Below are 21,841 nucleotides of genomic sequence, written 5' to 3'. Positions count from 1 at the left end.
TGATGAAATCCATCCATGCGGCACTCGCCGCCAGCATCGCATGCCTGACCGTTGCCGGTTCGGCCCATGCCGAAACCAAAACCCTTTATGTCGGGATGAACGGCGGCAATCTGGAACGCACCTTCACCCAAGCAGTCTTCCCGGCCTTCGAAAAGGCAAACGACGTGAAGATCGTCGTCGTGCCGGGCACATCCAGCGATATTCTCGCCAAGGCGACCGCTGCAAAGGATGCGCCGCAGATGAACCTGATGTTCCTCGACGATGGCATCATGTATCGCGCCATCGGCCTCGGCCTTTGCGAAAAACTCAAGGACAGCCCCGAACTTGCCGAAGTCGATAAGGCAGCCCGGATGAAGGACGACATGGCCGTCGGCGTTAACATGGGCATGACGGGTATCGCCTATAACACCAAGCTGTTTGCTGATAACGGCTGGGCCGCCCCGACCTCCTGGATGGATTTCGCCGATCCTAAATTTGCCGACAAGGTGGTCTTTCAGTCAGCCTCCGCCTCGTCCTTCGGCCTGCATGCCTTCCTGATGTTCAACCGCATCCAGGGCGGTGACGAAACCAATGTCGAGCCGGGCTTCACGAAGTTCGGCTCGACGATCGGCAAGAACGTGCTCGAATATATTCCGAGCTCGGCAAAGATCTCCGAGATGACCCAGGCAGGCGAAGCAGCAATTTTCCCGCTGACCCCGACTGCTGTCAGCACGCTCAAGGCGCAGAACATCCCGGTTGAATACGCACAGCCAAAGGAAGGCTCCGTGGTGCTGATGTACACGGCCTGCACGATCGCCAAGAACAGCGAGCCGGAACTGACGCAGAAGCTCGCAGCCTATCTGCTGTCGGCCGATGCGCAGTCCGCGGCGCTGGATGCGGGCGATGTCTACCCGTCCAACCCGAAGGCGGTTGCTTCTACGCCGGAAGGCAAGGTGAAACTTGACGCATTCCAGACCTACATGAAGACCGCCGTTGTTCTCGACTGGGATGCGATCAATGCCAAGCGCGCCGAATGGAACAGCCGCTGGAACAAGATGATCGAACAATAAGCCGTTCGCCCTGACCTTCATGTCGCCGGAAAGCTTTACGGGAGCTTTACATCCCGATGGCGCTTTCCGGCGTCTTCCTTGAATGCGCTTGTGGAGTGCCGCGTGAGCCTCGTCATCATCAGAAAAAACGCCCCGACGGCTCCCTGGCAGCAGGCATTTGCCAGTCAGGCACCCGATCTTGCCGTCCATGCCTGGCCAGAAACGGGGCCGCTGGAAGAGGTTGACTATGTGCTCTGCTGGGCACCGGGCGCCGGGGAGATTGCGCGTTACCCCAATCTAAAGGCGGTGTTCTCGCTGGGGGCAGGCGTCGATCATCTCCTGAGCGACGACACGATCCCGCTACATCTGCCGATCGTACGCATGGTCGACAAGTCGATCACAGATGGCATGGTGCAATACGTCGTCATGTCGGTGCTTAACCATCATCGCCGCATGAATGAGATGCGCGCGAACCAGGCTGAAAAGATCTGGCAGAAACTCGATCTCTCAAATCCGCAGATCGGCATCATGGGCATGGGCGGCCTCGGCAAGGCTAGCGCTCGGGCGCTGGCGGCGATGGGATACAGGGTTCGCGGCTGGAACCGAAGCGGGCGGCCGGTCGAAGGCCTAGAAGTTTTTGGCGGGGCGGGGTGTCTAAAGCCCTTCCTGGCTGAGACCGATATCCTGATCAGTCTTCTTCCACATACCGAAGAAACGATTGGCATTCTCAATCGGGAAACATTCGCAGCGTTGAGGCAAGGTGCCTACATCATAAATGCCGGGCGTGGCGAACAATTGGTCGAGGAGGACCTGCTGAGAGCGTTGCGCAGCGGCCAGATCTGTGGCGCCATGCTCGACGTCTTCTGCAAGGAGCCATTGGCTGCAGACCACCCTTTTTGGGGCGAAGAGAGGGTTACTGTGACGCCGCACATTGCCAGTTGGGTCGATCCCGTCGCCGGTACGGCGCATGTTCTGCGCGCGATCGAAGCTATCAAGCACTGCGAGATTCCGGAAGGTCAAGTTGATCGGACCGCTGGTTACTAATCCCTCTCAACGAATACGGATAAGGGTATCATAGAAGCAGAACGGAACCCACGTGGCCCGTATCGACAGATAATTTTACAGAATCCGACCTTCTATGTGAGGTACCGAAAGTGGTACCTGATGATTGATACTTTTTTACCATAAACAGCTCACGAGAGAGTAAGGCACTCACGCCATCTGTTCATGAATATCATGCCGTCAACGCTTGAATAATCGATGAAGTATAGACGCCTCGCGCTTTCCCGAACTAACCTTTTTCGACGCATGGAAATTAAAGTGTAGATTATTTTTTTATTTCCTTTATTAGTGTCTTTGGGGAGAAGAAATATGCGCGTTTCAGTATTTCTTGTGAGTGACAGTACGATCGTTGCTTGTGCCATGGCGCAAGCCATAAGAACTGAATTTACGCAGGTCTCACACTCTCCTTCCTTCTCAAGCGTGGCAGAGCTGGTAATCGACTGGGACGATACTGTCGTCATCATCGATGCAGTCAATCCCAAAGAGCTAGTTGCGCAACTCAATCGTAACAACGATGCCGTAGACACATCGCACATTATCGTCTTGATGCGGGCAAACCAAAGTGTCGACGAGTATCGATCAATTATCGGAAAAGTGGGCGCGTTGCTGCCTGATGGTGCCTCGTTGCAGGAAATAGCGCTTGCTGCGCGCATCGTTCGCCATGGGATCACGCTATTGCCGACGGTTGCCGTTGCGGGCCTGGGACATTCCGGCGTTAACGACGACATGAATGCTCGGGCTCTTGAGGGATGCTCTTTTACAGATCGCGAACATGCTGTGCTCGGACTGATTTCGAAGGGGGCAAGCAACAAAGTTATCGGCCGAAAACTGGATATTACAGAGAGCACCGTTCGTGTCCATGTTCGGGCCATCCTGAAAAAGCTCGGAATGCAGAACCGCACCCAGGCGGCGCTTTATGCCGTGGGTCACAAGGGCATGCAGGTCGGCTCGGATTTCTTCCGGCCGGCAACAACCGTGATGTCGGCTATTTGCGGCTTTGTTGCAGTCAATCTACGAACATTCATGCCCGAATTCACCGAAACGTTCCTGCTCCAGGCTTCGATTATCGCCTGAGCATGCTTTTCCTGCGCCACTCGGCTTGATTACGGGACAACCATCCCGTCTGTCTTATCCCTTTTGGATTATCGCCGTTCGAATTTAAGACGTGAACAGGATCTTGCTCTTGCAGTCCGCTTCCGTTCCGCGCCTGCGGCATCTCAAGAGTCGACCCTCGATAGCTCCAGCCTCGGCGAGCCTGCCGCCTCCACTCCATAAAGCTCTCTTCCGCCCCGCTGCGACTGCCAGTGGCGCTTTGCCGGGTTTCATTCAGAAACTGGCGTTTCGTGTAGAGCGATGTGCGTTTTGTTTAGTCGTTAACTATTCGTTTACCTCAATTGACCAAGCGCTTCGGCCTTTTGGGAGGTTTGTGATCGCAATCGCTTCAAGCACACTGCGGGGTGGGGACAAGCCCGGAAAATCACGGGCTGTCGGAGCACTTCGAGCGCGAGATCAGCGCTCTTCCTTTTGGGAGCGATCATGGATAACGAAAGCAAATCCGGCAAAATCATCGTGACTTCTGTCGCCGAATTGACATCCCCCTTGGGTGGTGTGGTCGGTAAGGTGGCTGGCGCCAAAGGCTTCCTTCTCGAAGTGTCTGTCGGTGGGTTACAGGAAATCCTGATTGCCTTTTCCAACGGTCGCAACGAGCCTCTTCGATCGACTTTGTCCATTGGTAGTCAGGTGCCGGAAGTCGTCGAGTTTGAGCCGACCGGCTCTTGGACGACCTTCTCCAACAGGGTCCTTCATATCGATCTTGCGGAGGGGATGCATGTCCTGACCTTCTCGTCACTCAACGATGCCGGTGCGGAAATTGCCAGCGTTAGCAATCTCGGTCCTGCCAGTGGCGGCAAGTCCGGCCGTTCGCTCCTGACGTCGGCTGCCCTTGCCGGGTTGAACATTGCCGCCGTCGGCGCGGTTGCGCTGGCGCTGAGCCCCAGTGTCCAGCACGCGACGGAAGAAAAGCCGAGGGCTGCTGCGACCCCTGACGATACGCCGCCTGCTCCGCGGGCCGAAGAGGTTGCAAGTCTTGCAGCGACACCTTTGTCTACCACCGCCAACTCATCGAACGAAGCTCAGGAAGAGGCGTTTGCGATACCGGATGGCAAGGCGGACCTGACGACCGGCACCGTACCGCAAGATGCACCGGTTGATATGGCTTCCGCTGCAATACCGGAAACGAGCGGACGCGATTTCCGCTTTATCGGCGCCGGTGATATCTCGCCTTCCGGCCGCGAAGGCGGTCCCGTTTCTTATTCTACGCCGACCGAGATCGGAGGACAGGCTGCAACCCGCTCCATAGCTGTGCTGGCCACTGTCGAGTCTTCGGTAGACAGCCCGGTTTTGGTTGCAGAAGAACCTTCGGTGGATGAGGCTGAGGAAGCGATGGAGCCGCCAGTCGAACCGGTGGCCGAGCCGCCAGCCGTCACCGCCATGCCCTTGCGCATTCAGGCCGAAGTCGCCACGCTCGGCAATTCCGGTGGCAACGTGACGACTAATCCGAATGTCGTTCATAAGGACACCGCCGGCACAGGCGACATCCCCAATGCGGATGCGGCCGATGGCGACGCCTATGTGGATTTTGCCGGCGTCGGGACCAATAACAATATCGGCAACGGCCAGTATATCGAATGGACATTCTCGGTAGGTCAGGCGGGTTTCTACGACATTGGTTTCGGTTATGCGTTTTCCTCGACCGTTACCACTCGTCCGATGCGTCTCGACGTGAACGGCCAGCTCTGGGATCGCGTCTTCGACTTCAACGGCACTGCCAATAACGCCACCTATTCGGAAAGCGGCACCCGTGTTCTGCTGCAGGCCGGAGAAAACACGATCCGCCTGACGGCAAACGGCTTTTCGGGGCCGAATATCGACTATCTGGAAATCCGCAATGCCGATCCGAACATGATCGTCATCCAGGCGGAAAGCCTTGTCGCCCAGGTCGGCAACAATTCCAACGGCGCTATAAATCGGCCGATCAATCTGTCGAACACGCCTGCGAGCGAAATTTTCCGATTTGGTGCCGAAGGCGAATCTTATCTCGACTGGGCGCAGAGTGCCGCGGCACAGGTTTCGATGACATTCGACGTTCCGGTTTCCGGCACCTATTCTTTCATGGTCACCTATGCCAATGGCGGCACTACAAACCGGCCGTTGAAACTTTATAGTGACGCGGTCGCAGGCGATCCGCTGCACACGCTCAACTTCGCCTCCACACAGGCCAATGCGGTAAGGGCGCGCCCGACCGATCTTCCCACCAATGTCCAGACAGCCCCGGTCGGCGCTACCGGTATCGGTCAGGGCTGGGAAGGCTGGTCAGTCGAAACCGTGACTGTGCATCTTGAGGCCGGCTCCAATACACTGATCCTCAGCGGCGCCGGTGTCACGACCGGTCCCAACATCGACAAGTTCGTCATCAAGCTCCTGGAAGCGGATCCGACGCCTGTCGAAAATACGGCTCCTATCGCGCTCGACCTGACGGTCGAGGGGGTAGAGGACAATCAGATCACGATCGACGTCGCCGAATTGATTTCCGACGCCGAAGACGATGCACTCACCATCACCGCAACTGTGCCGGCAGGGCAGGGCACAGTCTCCGTTCTCGGCACCGTCATCACCTTCACCCCTGCCGCGGATTTCCACGGTATCGCATCGATCAGCTACACGGTGACCGATCAGGACGGCCTGAGCGATACATCAACCATCACCGTCACTGTCGAATCGGTCAATGACGCGCCGTTGCTGTTTGGCAGCGTCGGTCCACAGAATGTCGTTGCAGGCAGCGCACATGCCATCGACTTGCCACTGACCACCGATGATGTGGACGGTGACGATGTCCTGCTCATCATCGCCAATGCCGAAGACCTGCCGGACGGCTTTTCAATCGTTGCGGGCAAACTCGCGATTGCGGCAAATGTCGATCCGGGCTCTTACTCGGTGGAGATTGCCGGTTCTGACGGGACGCTCAGTTCTGCCCCGATTACGGTCACCATCACCGTCACTGCCGAGCCGGTCGACCCGATCGACCCTGTCGATCCCACCAATGCGGCGCCTGAAATCTCCAGCGAACCGGGCTTTGTCATCAACGAGAACAGTTTGGCTGTGGGCCAGATCATCGCCTCTGACGACGATGGAGACCTGCTGCAATATGCTCTCTCCGGAGCTGATGCGAACAGGTTCACCATCGATACCAATGGCAACCTGTCGCTGATCGCAGCGCCCGATTTCGAAAGCCCGAACGATGCGGATGGCGATGGAGTCTATTCCGCGACCGTGACCGTCAGCGACGGACAGACCAGTACGGCGCAGGCCATCGCCGTCACGATCGCCGATATCAACGAAGCGCCGACAAGCATTTCGTTTACGGGCGCAAACACATTTGCGGAAAACGTGGCTCAGGGCACCGTGCTGGGCGCGGTCGTCGGCTCCGACCCGGATGGCGACGTGCTGTCCTATGTGGTCAGCGACGCCCGTTTCTCGATCAATGCCGGCCAGCTGGTCGTCGCACCGGGCGCCAGCTTCGACTTTGTCGCAGAACCGTCTGTCCAGATCGTCGTCAGCGCCACGGATGGTGTGCTCACGACCACACAGGCCTTTACCTTCGGCGTGACCGAGGTGCCGGATACGCCGGTCGAACCGGTCGATCCGCAGTTGATCGTCTTCAGCCAAGCCGGCCTGACGCCTTACAGCACTCAAGACAGCGGTCCCGGCGGAGTCATTGCCGATGGCGGCAACACGCTCACCCTTAACGGCAATTTCTGGAAACGCGCTTCGCTTGGGGAAAGCTATACGATCACCGAAAACACCCAGTTGACCTTGAAGGTCACAATCGGGAGTTCCCTGTCGGAAATCATAGCCATCGGCTTCGACGACGACGAACTGCCTTTCGAAGCAAGCGACAAGTCGATCTATCAGATCGCCGGCAACCACAGCCAGTCTTCCTTTATTGACCTGCGCAACGGCTCGGCCGGAACACCTGGCCAGGTGATGACCGTCACCATCGATCTTTCGGCCCATGCCGGCAAAACGATCAGTTCGCTAGTCTTCATCGCCGACGATGATCAGGCCAGCAACGGCCTCGGCTCGGTCAGCTTCTCCAACGTGCAGCTTGCCGAGATCGAGCCGGAAAACACGGCACCCGGCGTGGTCGGCGGCGGCTTCACCGACATGAGTGTCAACGAACGCGGCATGCTCGAAGTCGATCTGCCCTTCGTCGATGCCGATGGCGATACGCTGACCTATACGCTGGATGTGAAGACTGCGCAGGGCAATCCCGCCCAGGGTTTTGCCGGCCTTGTCTTCGAAGATGGAGTTCTCTCGGGTCCTATCTCTGCATTGCCGGGAAGCTATACGGTTACCGTCGTCGCGACCGACGGCCGCGGCGGTTCCACCAGCAGTGACTTCGTCCTGACGGTTGCCGACATCAACGATGCTCCGGTCGCCGACACATCCATCCAGTTCGAGCCGATGGAGGCAATGACAGGAGATGAGGTCTCAATCGACATCTCGTCCTTCAGCGATGCATTTTCCGATATCGACGGCGATCAACTGACCTTCTCGGTCGAAGACCTGCCGGCTGGCCTCAGCCTCAATGCGGAAGGTGTTATCGTCGGTACGCCGACGCAACCGGGCGAGGGCTTCTTTACCGTTGTCGCGACTGATCCTTCCGGACTTCGGGCGGAAATTCAGGTTCCGTTCCTTATCGGCGGTGAGCCTACGGGCGAGGCGAGCTTCGTTGTCGAAGCGGAGGCATTTACCGGTCTCGGCTCGGCAACCGGCTTCTATCTTTCGGCGGCACCTGCCGCTTCCGGCGGCCAGTTGATCCGCACCAATGCCAACCAGTCGGCCAATGTCACGACTGTTCTATCACAGAACGGCGTAACCGAAGGCTGGTATACGGTGACCATCAGCGTCTTCGACGAGACCGACGGCAGCGCCACATTCTCCCTGAAGATCGGTGACACGGTTCTGGCCACCAATCTGAGCTTCGACAACAACGGCACTTTCGACAATCCGTCGGCGACGCGTGGAAACGCTGCGCAGGCCGGCAACCTGAAGACGATCACTTTCACCAGCCCGGTCTTCATCAATGGCGCAACCATTGCGCAGCTTTCCGGCCAGTCGGATAGCGGCGAGCACCTGCGCATCGACAAACTGACCTTCACCCCGACGACAGGACCGCTGCAGCAGGCGCCGGGCGCTGTGACCCTGACGGGCGGCTCGATCAACGAAAATGTCGTGGCAGGCATCATCGGTACGCTTTCGGCTACCGATCCGGACGGTAGTAGCGCCGCGATCGTCTACACAACGACGGACGCGCGGTTCACCATCGAAGGCAACACGATCCGCCTGGCCGACGGCGTGAGCCTCGATCACGAGACGCAGGAGACCATTACCGTCTCCGTCAAGGCAACCGACACGCAGGGTCTTTCGACCACGACGAACCTGACGATCAATGTCGGTGACGTTAACGAAGCCCCGAAGCTCCAACCGGGCGCCGATATTGCCGATGTCGTGCTGGATGCCGGCGAGGGGACAACGATCAATCTCGCCACGGCGCTCGGTGCTACCGATCCGGATGCGGGCGACAGCGTCAGTTATGTCGCGACACTTGCCAACGGTTCGGCGCTGCCGACCGGTATCAGCATTGCCGGTGGCGTGCTGACCGTCGCGGCGAACGTGGCCGCCGGTACCTATGCCATTTCGGTTGCCGCTACCGATGGTGAACTGTCGAGTACACCGGTGACCTTCTCGGTCACTGTCGGCGAGCCGGTGATCCTCGTGCCGTTCTCGACCACGATCCAGGCGGAAACCGGCACGATCACCTCATTCGACAACGGTGCGAACACGACGATCACGACCATCCGCGACCCTAGCAACCAGGAATCCTCCGGTACCGTGGGCCTCGTCAATGGCTTGCGTCCAGGCTTTTCCGGCACCGGCTATGTCGATTACGGCGACACGGCGGGCGATCGCCTCAACTACAGTGTCGATGTGCCGGCAGCCGGCACCTACACGTTCAGCATCCGCTACGCCAGCAACAGCGCCCGCCCGCTTAATCTCATCGTGAATGGCGGCACGGCGCAATCACTGCCCTTCGTCGCCACAGGCACCAACACGTCCGGCCCGGCGGAAGGCTTCAACAACTGGTCTTTCCAGACGGTGACCGTGAGCCTGCAGGCAGGCGCGAACACGTTCTCGCTTGCCATCCCGCCGGGTGCGACGACCGGCCCGAACATCGACTCCATCCAGATATCGGGCAATGTACCCTCGACCGGTGACACGTCTGCCGATGCCGACGAGGTCCCGTTGTTCCTCTCCGGCCCGCAGGGACCTCTGAGTGGTGCGGGTGCCGACTCCATCAACTTCAATCTTGCCGGTATCGACGACGACATCGTCAAGGTGGAGATGAGCTTCAATGGCGGCGCAACCCGTGTCCTAGTCAATCCGGACGCCGACGGTGACTATGCGGTCGATGGTTCGGCGCTTGCGGCGGGCAATTATGCGGCGATCGCCTATGTCACCGACGCCGCCGGAAACGTGGCGCAGTCGCAGATGAACATCACGATTGCCGGTCCGGTTGTCGTTGCCCCGTTCACCATCCAAGCGGAAGACGAAACGAAGGTAACAGTCAACGATACCGGAACAGGCGATAGCGATACGTCTCTCACCCGTGAGGTCAATGCCACCCGTCCTGATGCAACGGGCAACTACCGTGCCGGCGCGAATGGCGATGCCTATATCGACTTCGGCTCAAATCCGGGCGATGCGATCACTTTCAACGTGAATGCGCCGGCGGCAGGCACCTACCTCGTCACCTTCCGCTATGCCAACGGAGCCACGACGGATCGTCCGCTTGTTATGGCTGTCAACGGTGCAAGCGAAGGGTCTGTTTCCTTCGTTCCAGGCCCGATCACCGGCACCGGCGCGAGCGCAACGGGCTGGACGTCCTGGATCGAGAAGAGCGTCGAGGTGACGCTGACGGCAGGGGCGAATACTATTCGCCTTGAAATTCCGGCCGGTGCGGTCGGCGGCCCCAATATCGACCAGGCAACTTTTGAATATCTGGATGGCGAAGGCCCGCAGAACCCGACCGAGCCGTTCTCGGTCACTATCGAGGGCGAAACGTTCACGATCACGGATATCGAGGCGAATGCCTCGACGCCGGCCGACACCGTTTATCGCACGCCCACCAACAAGGAAGGTGGGGCCAATGTCGGCAATAGCGGGCCCGGCCTGACCTATGACAGCAACGGCCTGCGCCCCGGTTACGAGGGCACCGGTTATCTCGATATGGGTGGTGAAGTTGGCGACAAGGCCGGCTTCAACGTCACCGTCGATCAGGCGGGCACCTACCAGCTGACGATCCGCTACGCCAATGGCGGCACGACGGATCGACCGATGTCGCTTTCCGTCAATGGCGAGAACCAGACGATCTCGATGAACTCGACCATCCCGACGGGCGGCACCGCCGACCAAGGCTGGGCGAATTGGGTAGAAGTGACGTTCGATGTCGAACTGACCGCCGGCTCCAACGCCATTTCGCTGGCCAATACGACCACTAACGGTCCGAACATCGACAATGTCACGATCAGCCGCGAGGGGGACGAGGGGCCAGGCGAAACCCGCGATCTCATCCGTTTCGAGCCGGTGGTGAAGATCAACTTTGAACCTGCGCCGGGTCAGACAACGCAGGGCTTGCCGACAGGCTACCAGACCCCGACGGGTTATCTTGCCGATACCGGTGCCGCATACGGTAACCGAGGCAATGGCTTCTCTTATGGTTGGGTGACGGAAGCGAGTGTTGCCGACGGAACCGCCAATGGCACGATCGCTTCCGCCCAGCCGGCAAATGCGCATTGGTACAAGGATACCGTTTCCGGTGCATCCAACCTGCAGAAGACCTACGCGCATTTCGAATATCCGGGTGCGGGAGCTGCCGGTGCGCGGGCCTGGGAAATGGCGCTCGAAAACGGCACCTATCAGGTGACGATGTCGGTTGGCGACACGGCGGGAGCCTTCGATTCCAACTACATCATCAACCTCGAGGGCGTGAACGTCATGCCCGAGTGGACACCGGCAAACCCGATCAACGGCAGCCAGAACGGCGGCGGTTTCCGCTCGACGCTGGTCACGGCGGTTGTGACGGTGACGGACGGAAAGTTGACGATGGACTCCATCGGCGGCGTCAACACCGAAATCCAGTATCTCGAAGTGGAGCGCATTCCCGACCTGACGCCCGGCGACGGCCGCAGCGCCGACCAGGACTTCTCCTTCTTCGTCGCACCCGTGGCTGCCTCGCTGGAGGACGGCCAGGTGTCTATCGCGATCGGCCCGGATGGCGAATTGCCTACCGGCATCGACCCGACCTCGACCTTCGTCGTCGGCATCAACCTTCAGGCCGAAGGTAACCGTGGCCCGAATATCGCCTATACCGACAATATCAAGCTGATCGAGACGCTGACCGGCATCGAAGTACCGGTTGCGATCCAGATCAGTGGTGGCGCCGATACGCTCAACATCCGCCCGCTTCAGGACCTGAAGGAGAATACCAGCTATACGCTGAAGGTTCAGGACGTGATGGACCTCGGTTCGATCACCGATCCGAACGGTGCGCTACGCCAGTTCCAGGACCTGACGACGACTTTCGTCACTGGCACGGCGCCCGAAGATGTTCCGCGCGAGGTCGCTTTCTCGACCGATGTCATTCTCAACGGCTTTGCCGATGGCGCCTTTGGTTATACCACAATCGAATTCGGCCCGGACGGCAAGCTCTATGTCGCCACTATCACCGGTGAAATCCATCGCTGGGATGTTAACGCCAACGGCACGATCGACAAGGCCTCGCAGGAAACGCTGTCACTCAGCTATCTGGAAGCACCGGGCGGCGAACGCCGCGGCATTGTCGGCTTCGTCTTCGATCCGGAAGATTCGAACACGATCTGGATTTCCGATAACGCACCGATCCCCCGTGAATCCAAGGCTTTCGACACACCGGAATTTTCCGGTCGGGTCAGCAAGGTCACGCTCAGCGAAGTCTTCGAGAATTCGACGGCGGAGACATATATCACCGGCCTGCCGCGGTCCGGCGGCGACCATCTGACCAACAGCCTCGAATTCCGTCGCAACCCCGATTACACCGCGGCGAACGGTGAGCCGGAATATCTCCTTTATCTCAGCCAGGGATCCAACTCCGCTGCCGGTGCTGCCGACGGCGCATGGGGGAACCGTCCAGAACGCCTGCTCAATGCGGCAATTCTCGAGATAGATCCAACGCGCGATGCGCCGACGGGCGGGTTCAACGTACAGACCGAGCCCAGTGTCGCCGGGAACCCGAGCTATCAGTCACCGGCTGCGAGCTTCAATGCGAACGGCACTCATTCGACATTCTACAATCCGTTCGCCCCTGATGCAGTTCTGAGCATCTATGCTACCGGCGTGCGCAATGCCTACGACCTTGTCTGGCATTCGAACGGCAATCTCTACGTGCCGACCAACGGCACGGCCTCTGGCGGCAAGACGCCGACCGATCCGACCCAGCCGGGTCTCGATACGACGATCGCCAACTCACCGAAACAGTACGACTATTTCTTCACTATCGATGAGGGCGGTTATTACGGCCATCCCAACGTGCTGCGCGATCAATATATCCTCAATGGTGGCAACCCGACGGGTGGCCGGGACCCAAACGAGGTTGTCGGCGGCAATGACGGCAACAGCAATACGGATGGATACCAGACCGGCGTTCAGCCGGATCCGGACTACGATCTCGATGGTGTCTACAATCTCGGCTACAACCAATCGCCGAACGGTGCGATTGAATATACCGGCGGGGCCTTCGGCTCCAACCTCAAGGGTGCCGTCCTCTTCGCCCAGTTCTCGACCGGCGACAACGTTCGCTACATTCGTGTCGACGCACAGGGCAACATCATCGATGATGATGTTCTGCGCCGCCCAGATGGTTCCGTCATCGATGACTATATCGATCCGCTCGACATCATAGAAAACCCCGTTACCGGCCAGCTTTACCTGATGACGCTGAACCGCAGCACGGGTGCGAGCCAGCTGATCCTGCTTACCCCGGCGCCCGGTGGCGTTACGCAGGATCTGACGGCCGACGAGGGCAACAATCTCGCCCTCGTCGCCGTCGACGTCAGCGATCCTGAAACTGCGGTTTTCCGCATCGACGGTCTCGATGATGACATTACGGCGATCCGCATTTCCTTCAATGGCGGGCCGAAGCAGACGATCACCGTCAATGCGCAGAAACAGTTCACCATCGATCTCGGAACAACCTCCGGGCCGGTGACCGCCAGCCTGGAAGTTACGGACGATGCACTGAACAGCAAGACTGTGAGCCTGAATTTCGTGCCTGGTGAGGAACCTTCCGGTGAGGACTTCGTGCTTCTCACCACCATCCAGGCGGAAGACAAGACGCCGAATGATGGCACCTCCGTTGTCGTGCCGACCGGGACAGCGCCGCAGATTCAGATCCGCGATGCTTCCAATATCGAGCCCGGCAATGTTGCCGGCACGGTGAACGGGCTGCGCCCGGGTGCTTACGGCACGGACGGGAATACAAACAGCAATGATGGAATTCCGGGTGGTTATGCAGATTTCGGCTCCACAAATGCCGATTTCATCAGCTTCAACTTCTCTGTTCCGTCGGATCAGGCCGGCAATGCCATCCTGCGCTTCCGCTACGCCAATGGCGGCACGACGGACAGGCCGTTGCAGCTCGAAATCAACGGCACGATCATCAAGGTCCAGTCCTTTACGCCAACCTCGGTTACCGATGGTTCCGACCCCTGGAACAACTGGCAGACGATCGAGATCCCGGTCGTGCTGACGGCAGGCGCCAATACGGTGACCCTGCGTTCAGTCTCCAACACCGGCCCAAATATCGACCAGCTGGAAGTGCTGGTGGCGAGCGAAGGCAATTCCGTTCCCAACGATGGCGAAATAGTCGTCGATGGCACGACCTACGTCAAATACGAGGCGGAAAAGGCCGATCTCGGCGGGGCGGCGATCATCACCGAAAATCGCAATCAGTCCGGCGGCGCCTTCGTCGACTATGTCGGCACGGCCGACCAGTCGGTAAGCTGGACGATCTCAACAGGCGCCAGCGGAAGTTACGGCCTCGATATCCTCTATGCGCTCGGTTCCGGCAAGGCAGCGCGCCCGATGACCATCTCGGTCAATGGCGTGGCCGTGCAGGTCCTGCCATTCGCTTCGAACTCGAATGCCGGGGAAACTGTCTGGGGTCCGCAGTCAGTTACACTCGACCTGTCAGCCGGCACTAACGTCATCACCCTGACGGCACCCGGCGGCAATGGTCCCAATATCGACTATATCCGCGTTACCAAGAATGCGATCGCGGTCTTTGAGCCGGATTACGCCGAGATCGACGGGGCAGGACGCATCGAGCTTGAAGCAACCGATGGCTCTGCTCATACGGTTAATGGCAGCACCGTCGACTTCTACTTCACTGTCGATGCGGATGGCACATACAAGCTGGACGTTGCGGCCAATGCCAACGCCGCCAATGGTCAGTCGCTGAAGTGGTTCCTCAACGGCGTCGAGGTTGATATCAGCGCCTTTCCGGGTGCCGGAACGGCAGGGGAGGAGTCCGTCTATCTGACGCTCGAAGCCGGTGAGAACTATCAGTTGCGCATCGTCTCGAACGCTCCGGGTGCCAATGGTCTCGACTATCTCGATATCCAGCCGGCACCGGGTAATCCCAATGCCGATATCGCAGTGCAGAGCCTTGATGCCGCCTATTTCGACGACCGGCTGCATTTCTCCTATATCGAGAACCCGGATGCAGTCGAACCTGGTGCGCCGCGCGACTTCAAAGACACTGGTACGGTGCGCCTCACCAATACCGGCACCGAGCCACTGACGATCAGCACCTACCAACTCACCGGCCCGTTCGTGTTGCAGAACCCGAATGCGCTGAATGGCGCTACGATCGCGCCCGGTTCCTTCCTTGACGTCACGGTCGTCTTCAATCGTGCGGCCTATACGCCGCCGACAACCAACGTCGATGCGACCTCGACCGTCTTCGAAGGCCAGTTGAAGCTCATCACCAACGACCAGGACAGCCCGGTCGCAAACATAAAACTTGCCGGCTTCTGGCAGGCACGCGACGAGGGCGGTCAGGAGCCTAATGTCAACGAGATCTGGAAGATCTTCGGCTTCGGCAACGTCATCGAAGGCTTGAGATTGCAGGGCGGCGGCGAGAACTCGGTTCTCTCCACCAACGACGTTTTCGCCAAGACGGACGAAACGGAAGTGCTGTCTCCTTACTGGAAGCTTGCCGATGGGGTGACATCCGCGAAGATCACCCAGATCGCGGCATTCCACGGCCCCGGCGGCGCCACGATCGGCATCCACAATCCTGGCAATAAAGGGCAGGGCACCACCTTCTGGAACCACGAAGGCAACGACAACCAGCGCCTTCTGCCGAATGCCGGCAATGACAACACCTTTGCCACCCGCAACTTCACCAACAATGATATCTCTGACGGATGGGCGGGCAACGAAATCTTCGGCATTACCGTGGCCGGCCTTTCTACCGACCCGCGCCTTAACCCGACCGGCGGCGTCATCGTCCCCGGTGCGCAGCAGGGGCATACGGTGAAGATGTTCCAGGCGCTCGATGCCAACGGCAACGTGATCCCGAACGTCTATCTCGGTATCATGGACTATACCGGCATCAACTACGATTATAACGACAACCTCTTCGTCATCGAAGGTGTCCAGCCGGTCGGTTTCGGTGCGGATATGGTCATTTCCGGTCTCGACGATGCTGCGGCAGACGACCGTCTAGTGTTCACCAATATCGATCAGCCGGTGAATGCCGCGCAAACCTTCCGCAACGAAGCGACATTCACCATTACCAATGATGGCTTTACCTCGCTGACGCTGACGAGCCTGGTTCTTTCCGATACCTCGGCCTTCGAGTTTGTCGGCACTGTTCCTACGAGCGTTGCCGCCGGCGCCTCGGTTCAGGTCACCGTCCGCTTCAAGGGTACCCATGCCGGCAATACTGCCGGTGCTGATATCTACAAGGCAACGCTGACGATCAACTCCAACGACTACGATGGAGCCCAGATCATCCAGCTTGCCGGTCTGGCGCAGGAATTCTCCGAAAACAATTCGGAGCCGACCGTCGAACAGATCGTCGAAGCCTTCGGTTATTCGACTGATATGGCGCAGGGCCAGCTTGCCAATGGCGGCGAGGTGGAAACCGTCGGCGACGAAGTCCTGATGCCTTATCTGGAAAAGCTCGATCCGTCGAAGGGCGTCGAAATCATCCAGATGGCTGCCTTCCTGCAGCAGGGCAATGTCGCTCGTCTTGGCTATCATCAGGTCGGCACGAGTGCGGTTACCAATCTCTTCGCCAATGACGATCAGCAGGGCCAGACGGTTCTGCCCGATCAGTTGGTGACGGGAACGGGGGCAGGTGCCTCGGTCGCCCGCGGCGTCATCAACCAGAACACGCCGTTCGGCCTGTTCATCTCGGTTGATGGTCGCCCGACCTACTCGTCCTGGACCGATCCGGAAGCCAACAAGATAGATCCCAATTTCGGTCAGCTTGTCGGCGAGGACCAGGGTCACCTGATCCGCTTCTTCGAGGCTCTCGATGCAGACGGCAACGTCATTCCCGGCACCTATATCGCCATCCAGGATTATCCCGGTGCCGGCAACTACGACTACAACGACCACATGTTCATCATCAAGAACGTCAAGCCTCATGTCTTGACGGCAGCCAACGATGCCAATGGCGACGGCATCAACGATGCGCTGCGGCTCGACGCGGATAATGACGGCACGGTCAACTTCTTCGATACGACCACGCCGCCGACCGGGCCGCAGACTCCCTATGGCGGAACGGCTCCGACCTTCACCAACGGTGTTCTGACCGTCGACGCGACGAACTTTGACAATGGCGGCCAGGGTATTTCGTGGAACGACAATGCCGGCCTCGACAACCCGACAAGCAACCCGACCTTCCGGCCGGGCCGCGATGTCGAACTGGTCGGCTCGGGCCTCGATATCGGCCATGTGAAACCGGGCGAATGGGTGGAATACACGATCAACGTGCCGACCGCCGGGACCTACACGTTCTCGGCCAATGCCAAGACACCGGTGACCGGCGCCACCATCTCGGTCTCGCTCAACGGCCAGACGCAACTCGGTGTCGTCACGCTGGCGGATGGCCATGCTGGCGGATCAAACTTCGGCAATGCGGCTTTTGCCGACAGCGCGCCGATTTCGCTCAACCTTGGTGCAGGCGTCCAGACGCTGCGACTGACCTTCAACGGTCCGCTCGCATCGAACGGTTATGTCCTGGATCTGGCGTCCTTCAAGCTGACGGCGCCAGTCAACCAGCAGACACCATATCCGGGTGCCGCCCCGACCTTCACCAACGGTGTGCTCAACGTCGATGCGACGAACTTCGACAATGGCGGCCAGGGCATTTCCTGGAACGACAATGCGGGTCTCGACAACCCGACGAGCAACCCGACCTTCCGGCCGGGGCGCGGTGTCGAACTGGTCGGCTCGGGTCTCGATATCGGCCATGTTAAGCCGGGTGAGTGGGTGGAATACACGATCAACGTGCCGACTGCCGGAACCTACACATTCTCGGCCAACGCCAAGACGCCGGTGGCCGGTGCTACGATCGGGGTGTCTCTCAACGGCCAGACCCAACTCGGCACGGTTACCCTTGCCGACGGCCATGCGGGCGGGTCCAATTTCGACAGCGCCGCATTTGCTCAGAGTGCGCCGATCTCGATCAATCTCGGGGCCGGCGTCCAAACGCTGCGGTTGACCTTCAACGGCCCGCTTGCCTCTAACGGCTATGTGCTGGATCTCGCATCCTTCACACTGACGGCTCCGGCCGGCCAGCAACCTTTCGGCGGTGTTGCCCCGGCGCTTGGTGATGCGGGTCTCGTTATCGACGGTATCGACTATGACACTGGTGGTCAGGGTGTCGCTTACAACGATGCCGCCGGCCTTCAGGGTGGTACCAATGGTGGTCGTGCGGGTTCGTCGGTCGAGATAACGGGCAGCGGCGACGTCGGCTGGATCGCCAATGGCGAATGGCTGGAATACACGATCAATGTCACTGAGGCAGGCACCTACGATTTCAACCTGTTGATGTCGCTTGGCGAAACCGGCGGACCTAACCGCAGCGTCACGGCTACGTTCACCAACGGCTCGGCAGTTGATACCGTGACGGTCGCGACACCGAGAACCGGAACCTGGTCGAACTTCCAGGATACGGAAACGGTGAGCGTCACGCTCGACGCCGGCACGACAGTCGTGCGCCTGACCTTCAATGGCGGCTCGCAGGACTTCTCGTCCTTCACGCTCGAACCGGCCGGTGCATCCGCGATGACGCTGGCGAGCCTCGGGCTGGATACAGAAACCTCGGCCATCGACGAGACGCCGCCAGCGCCAGAGATCGCCGATCTCGGCACGACGCCGCTCGATGAGCAGGAACAGAACCACCTGCAGGGCTACGACATCGTCATCTGACGCGACTGGATGGCGGCGCCTGCCAAAGGGCGCCGCCGCCAATCAAGGGGAATGGCCGGCATCAAAGACCGGCCGGATACAGGGGCGAGTTCATGTTGAAACGTAATCGCAATCTATCGGTCGCCGACGCCATCCGGACCTGCCGTTCGGCATTCTGGGGCATTTTCATCATCAGCGCTGTGCTCAACATCCTGATGCTGACCGGGCCGATCTTCATGCTGCAGGTCTATGATCGGGTTCTGTCGAGCAGCAGTGTGCCGACGCTGGTCGTTCTGTCTGTAATCACGCTATCGCTTTATCTCTTCAGCGGCATGCTCGACATCCTGCGTTCCAAGGCGCTGCTCAGGATCAGCATGCGGGTCTATACGCGGCTCTGCAATCCATCGCTGCGTGCCAATATCAGGCTTCCGGTGCTGCTCGGCTCGAAGGGTTCGGGCGTTCATCCCGGGCGTGATCTCGATACGATCCGCCGCTTCCTCGGCTCGCAAGGACCTGCCTCGATCTTCGACCTTCCCTTCATGCCGCTCTATTTCGCGCTTGTCTTCATCATGCACAGCGCGCTCGGCTATCTCGCGCTTGCCGGCGGCGCTCTCATCTTCGTGCTGGTCATCTGCAACGAATTCGCCTCTCGCAGCCCGACCAAGGAAGTGGGTATGCGCACCGCCGCGCAATCGAAAATCATGGACAGCGCAAGGCGTAATTCAGAAGTCGTCAACGCCATGGGCATGCTGGGGCGGCTGTCAGACCGGTTTTCGGAAATGGTCGAGCCCTACTATTTCTCTCAGCAGATGGCGACCGACCGAAGCAATTTCTACTCGTCGGTCATCAAGCTCCTGCGCATGATCCTGCAATCGGCCATGCTGGCGCTTGGCGCCTATCTTGCGATCAAGCAGGAAATCTCCGGCGGGGTGATGATCGCCTCGTCGATCATCATGGCCCGCGCCATCGCGCCGATTGAACAGGCTGTCGGTCAATGGCCATCCTTCATCGCCTGCCGGCAGGCAGCCGGACGTCTCAACCAGGTTCTGCTTCAATGCGATGTCGACAAGGGGCTGGAAGGTCTGCCGCTGCCAAAGCAGGAACTGACCGTTCAGGATACCGCGACGAGTGCGCCCGGCGAACCTATCGTGCTCCTCCAGGGTGTCGAGTTTTCTCTTCAGGCTGGTGACGGGCTCGGCATCATCGGCGGCTCAGGATCCGGCAAGACGAGCTTTGCCCGTGCATTGGTCGGCGTGTGGCCCGTGCTCAAAGGGGCCATTCGCCTCGACGGTTCGACGATCGACCAGTGGAGCGATCAGGATCGCGGCCGCTTTATCGGTTACCTGCCGCAGGATGTTGAACTGTTCGAGGGAACGGTTGCGGAAAACATCGCTCGCTTCGACAAGGACGCCGATGTCGTGGCGATCGTCGCTGCCGCCAAGATGGCCGGGATCCACAATCTGATCGCTGGCTTGCCGGAAGGCTATAACACGATGATCGGTGAGGGCGGCGCGCGCCTTTCTGCCGGCCAGCGGCAACGTGTCGGCCTCGCCCGCGCCCTGTTCGGCAACCCGTTTCTTGTCGTTCTCGATGAACCCAATTCCAACCTCGATGTGGAGGGTGAACAGGCGCTTTCCCGCGCAATGATGGATATCCGAGAACGTGGCGGCATCGTCGTGGTGGTCGCGCATCGCGCAAGCGCACTGGCTGCCGTTAACAAGGTCCTTATCATCCAGAACGGCCAGCAGGTCGCCTTTGGCGACAAGGAACAGATTCTCTCCAATGTCTCGATGCTCAGCAGCTCGCAGCAGCCCGGAAAGGTGGTCGCCAATGCGCTATGACACACTCGACAAAACCATCACCGGTGCCATTCGCAAGCAACTGTTCCTGGCAATCGGTGTCGGAGGGCTTTTCCTCGGAGGCGTGTGCACCGCTGCGGCCTATGCCGAAATCAGTGGCGCCGTGATGGCCGCCGGCAAGATCATTGTTCTTGGCCGCGCCAAGCAAGTCGAACATGCCGATGGCGGCATCATCTCGGAAATCGTCGTCAACGAGGGAGATCGCGTCGAGGCCGGCGCCTTGCTTTTCCGCCTTGACGGGACGACCGCTCGCGCCAATCTCGGCATCATCGAAGGCCAGCTTGCGCAGCTCATGGTGCAGGAAGCACGTCTTCTTGCAGAACAGGCGGGGCGCACAGGCATTGATCTTCCGGCCGAACTCTCCTTCGTGCCGGCCGACCGGCGTACCCTGCTGACCGAAGCGCAGATCATGCTCAAACTGGCCCGCCAGATGACGAGGAGCAGCCAGAAGGCGCAGCTGGAGAAACAGGTAGGGCAGTTTGCGGAACAGATCTCGGCTCTCGAGGCGCAGCGTAAAGCAGTGGACGCCAATATGGCGTTGGTCGATGATCAATTGCGCCGTTATGACAGCCTGAATGCTCGTGGCCTGATCACTCAGTCGCAGCTGATCGCGATGCAGCGCGAAAAGGCTTCGCTGACCGGTAGCCAGTCGGCGCTGACGGCTGAAATCATCGAGACGCAACAGGCCAAGACCCAGGCGGAACTGAAGCTCATCCAGGTGGACGAAGCTTTCTATGAGAGCGTGCTGACCGAACTCGACCAGAAGCGTCCAGAGATCGCCAAGCTGAGTGAGGAACGCGTGGCCGCCCTCGACAGATTGCGAAAGCTCGAAATCCGCGCGCCGATTGCCGGATCCCTGCATCAGCTCAATGTTCATACGATCGGCAGCGTTGCTGGTCCGGGCGAGACGTTGGTGAACATCATTCCCCAAGACGACGAACTGATCGTCGAGGCGATGATTTTGCCAGCCGATGTCGATCAGGTTTTTGGCGGTCAGGATGCCCGCGTTCGCCTGAGCGGGCTCAACCAACGGGTGACGCCGGAACTCGGCGCGCTTGTCATAGACATCTCGCCGGATCTGACCACCGACGAAAAGACCGGTGCGAGCTATTACTTGACAAGGCTGCGCATCCCGGAAGCCGAGATCGCCAAGGTAGGAGATACGTTGCTGAAGCCCGGCATGCCGGCGGAAGTCTTCATGCAGACCGAGAACCGCACGATCCTGTCCTACATGATCAAGCCGCTCTCCGATCAACTGCGTCACGCGATGCGTGAAAGCTGATCGTGACCGGACCGTTCCTATCGAGA

General features: G+C 59.3%; 6 protein-coding genes. All 6 read left to right on the top strand.

All coding sequences use genetic code 11. From position 1 onward, the window contains the following. The first annotated feature begins 2 nt into the window (after positions 1-2). The 6 genes from HNQ72_RS16885 (at position 3) to HNQ72_RS16860 (ending at position 21,815) form a co-directional block, all read left to right on the top strand. The gene (locus HNQ72_RS16885; RefSeq protein ID WP_183993724.1) at positions 3-1,049 is read left to right on the top strand and encodes an ABC transporter substrate-binding protein; all 1,047 of its coding nucleotides are present in this window, start codon (positions 3-5) and stop codon (positions 1,047-1,049) included. Between the two features lie 102 nt (positions 1,050-1,151). Then, complete coding sequence (locus tag HNQ72_RS30555) at positions 1,152-2,072, top strand: 2-hydroxyacid dehydrogenase (RefSeq protein ID WP_183993438.1); 921 nt, start codon at positions 1,152-1,154, stop codon at positions 2,070-2,072. A gap of 327 nt (positions 2,073-2,399) precedes the next feature. Next, positions 2,400-3,164 carry a LuxR C-terminal-related transcriptional regulator gene (locus tag HNQ72_RS16875; protein ID WP_183993436.1) on the top strand — a complete coding sequence of 255 codons (765 nt, stop codon included), beginning with the start codon at positions 2,400-2,402 and terminating at the stop codon, positions 3,162-3,164. 462 nt (positions 3,165-3,626) lie between these two features. After that, positions 3,627-18,695: a carbohydrate-binding protein gene (locus tag HNQ72_RS16870; RefSeq protein WP_183993434.1), complete on the top strand. Its 15,069-nt coding sequence runs from the start codon at positions 3,627-3,629 to the stop codon at positions 18,693-18,695. 92 nt (positions 18,696-18,787) lie between these two features. After that, the gene (locus HNQ72_RS16865; RefSeq protein WP_183993432.1) at positions 18,788-20,515 is read left to right on the top strand and encodes a type I secretion system permease/ATPase; all 1,728 of its coding nucleotides are present in this window, start codon (positions 18,788-18,790) and stop codon (positions 20,513-20,515) included. After that, positions 20,505-21,815, top strand: a complete 1,311-nt coding sequence (locus HNQ72_RS16860; RefSeq protein ID WP_183993430.1) for an HlyD family type I secretion periplasmic adaptor subunit — start codon at positions 20,505-20,507, stop codon at positions 21,813-21,815. The genes HNQ72_RS16865 and HNQ72_RS16860 overlap by 11 nt, the downstream gene beginning before the upstream one ends. The last annotated feature ends 26 nt before the right edge of the window (positions 21,816-21,841 follow it).

The sequence above is a fragment of the Aliirhizobium wenxiniae genome (genome assembly GCF_014201355.1).
GTDB classification, from domain to species: Bacteria; Pseudomonadota; Alphaproteobacteria; order Rhizobiales; family Rhizobiaceae; genus Neorhizobium; species Neorhizobium wenxiniae.
Note: the sequence above shows the minus strand (reverse complement) of the source record. Positions and strands in the feature narration are given on the sequence as shown.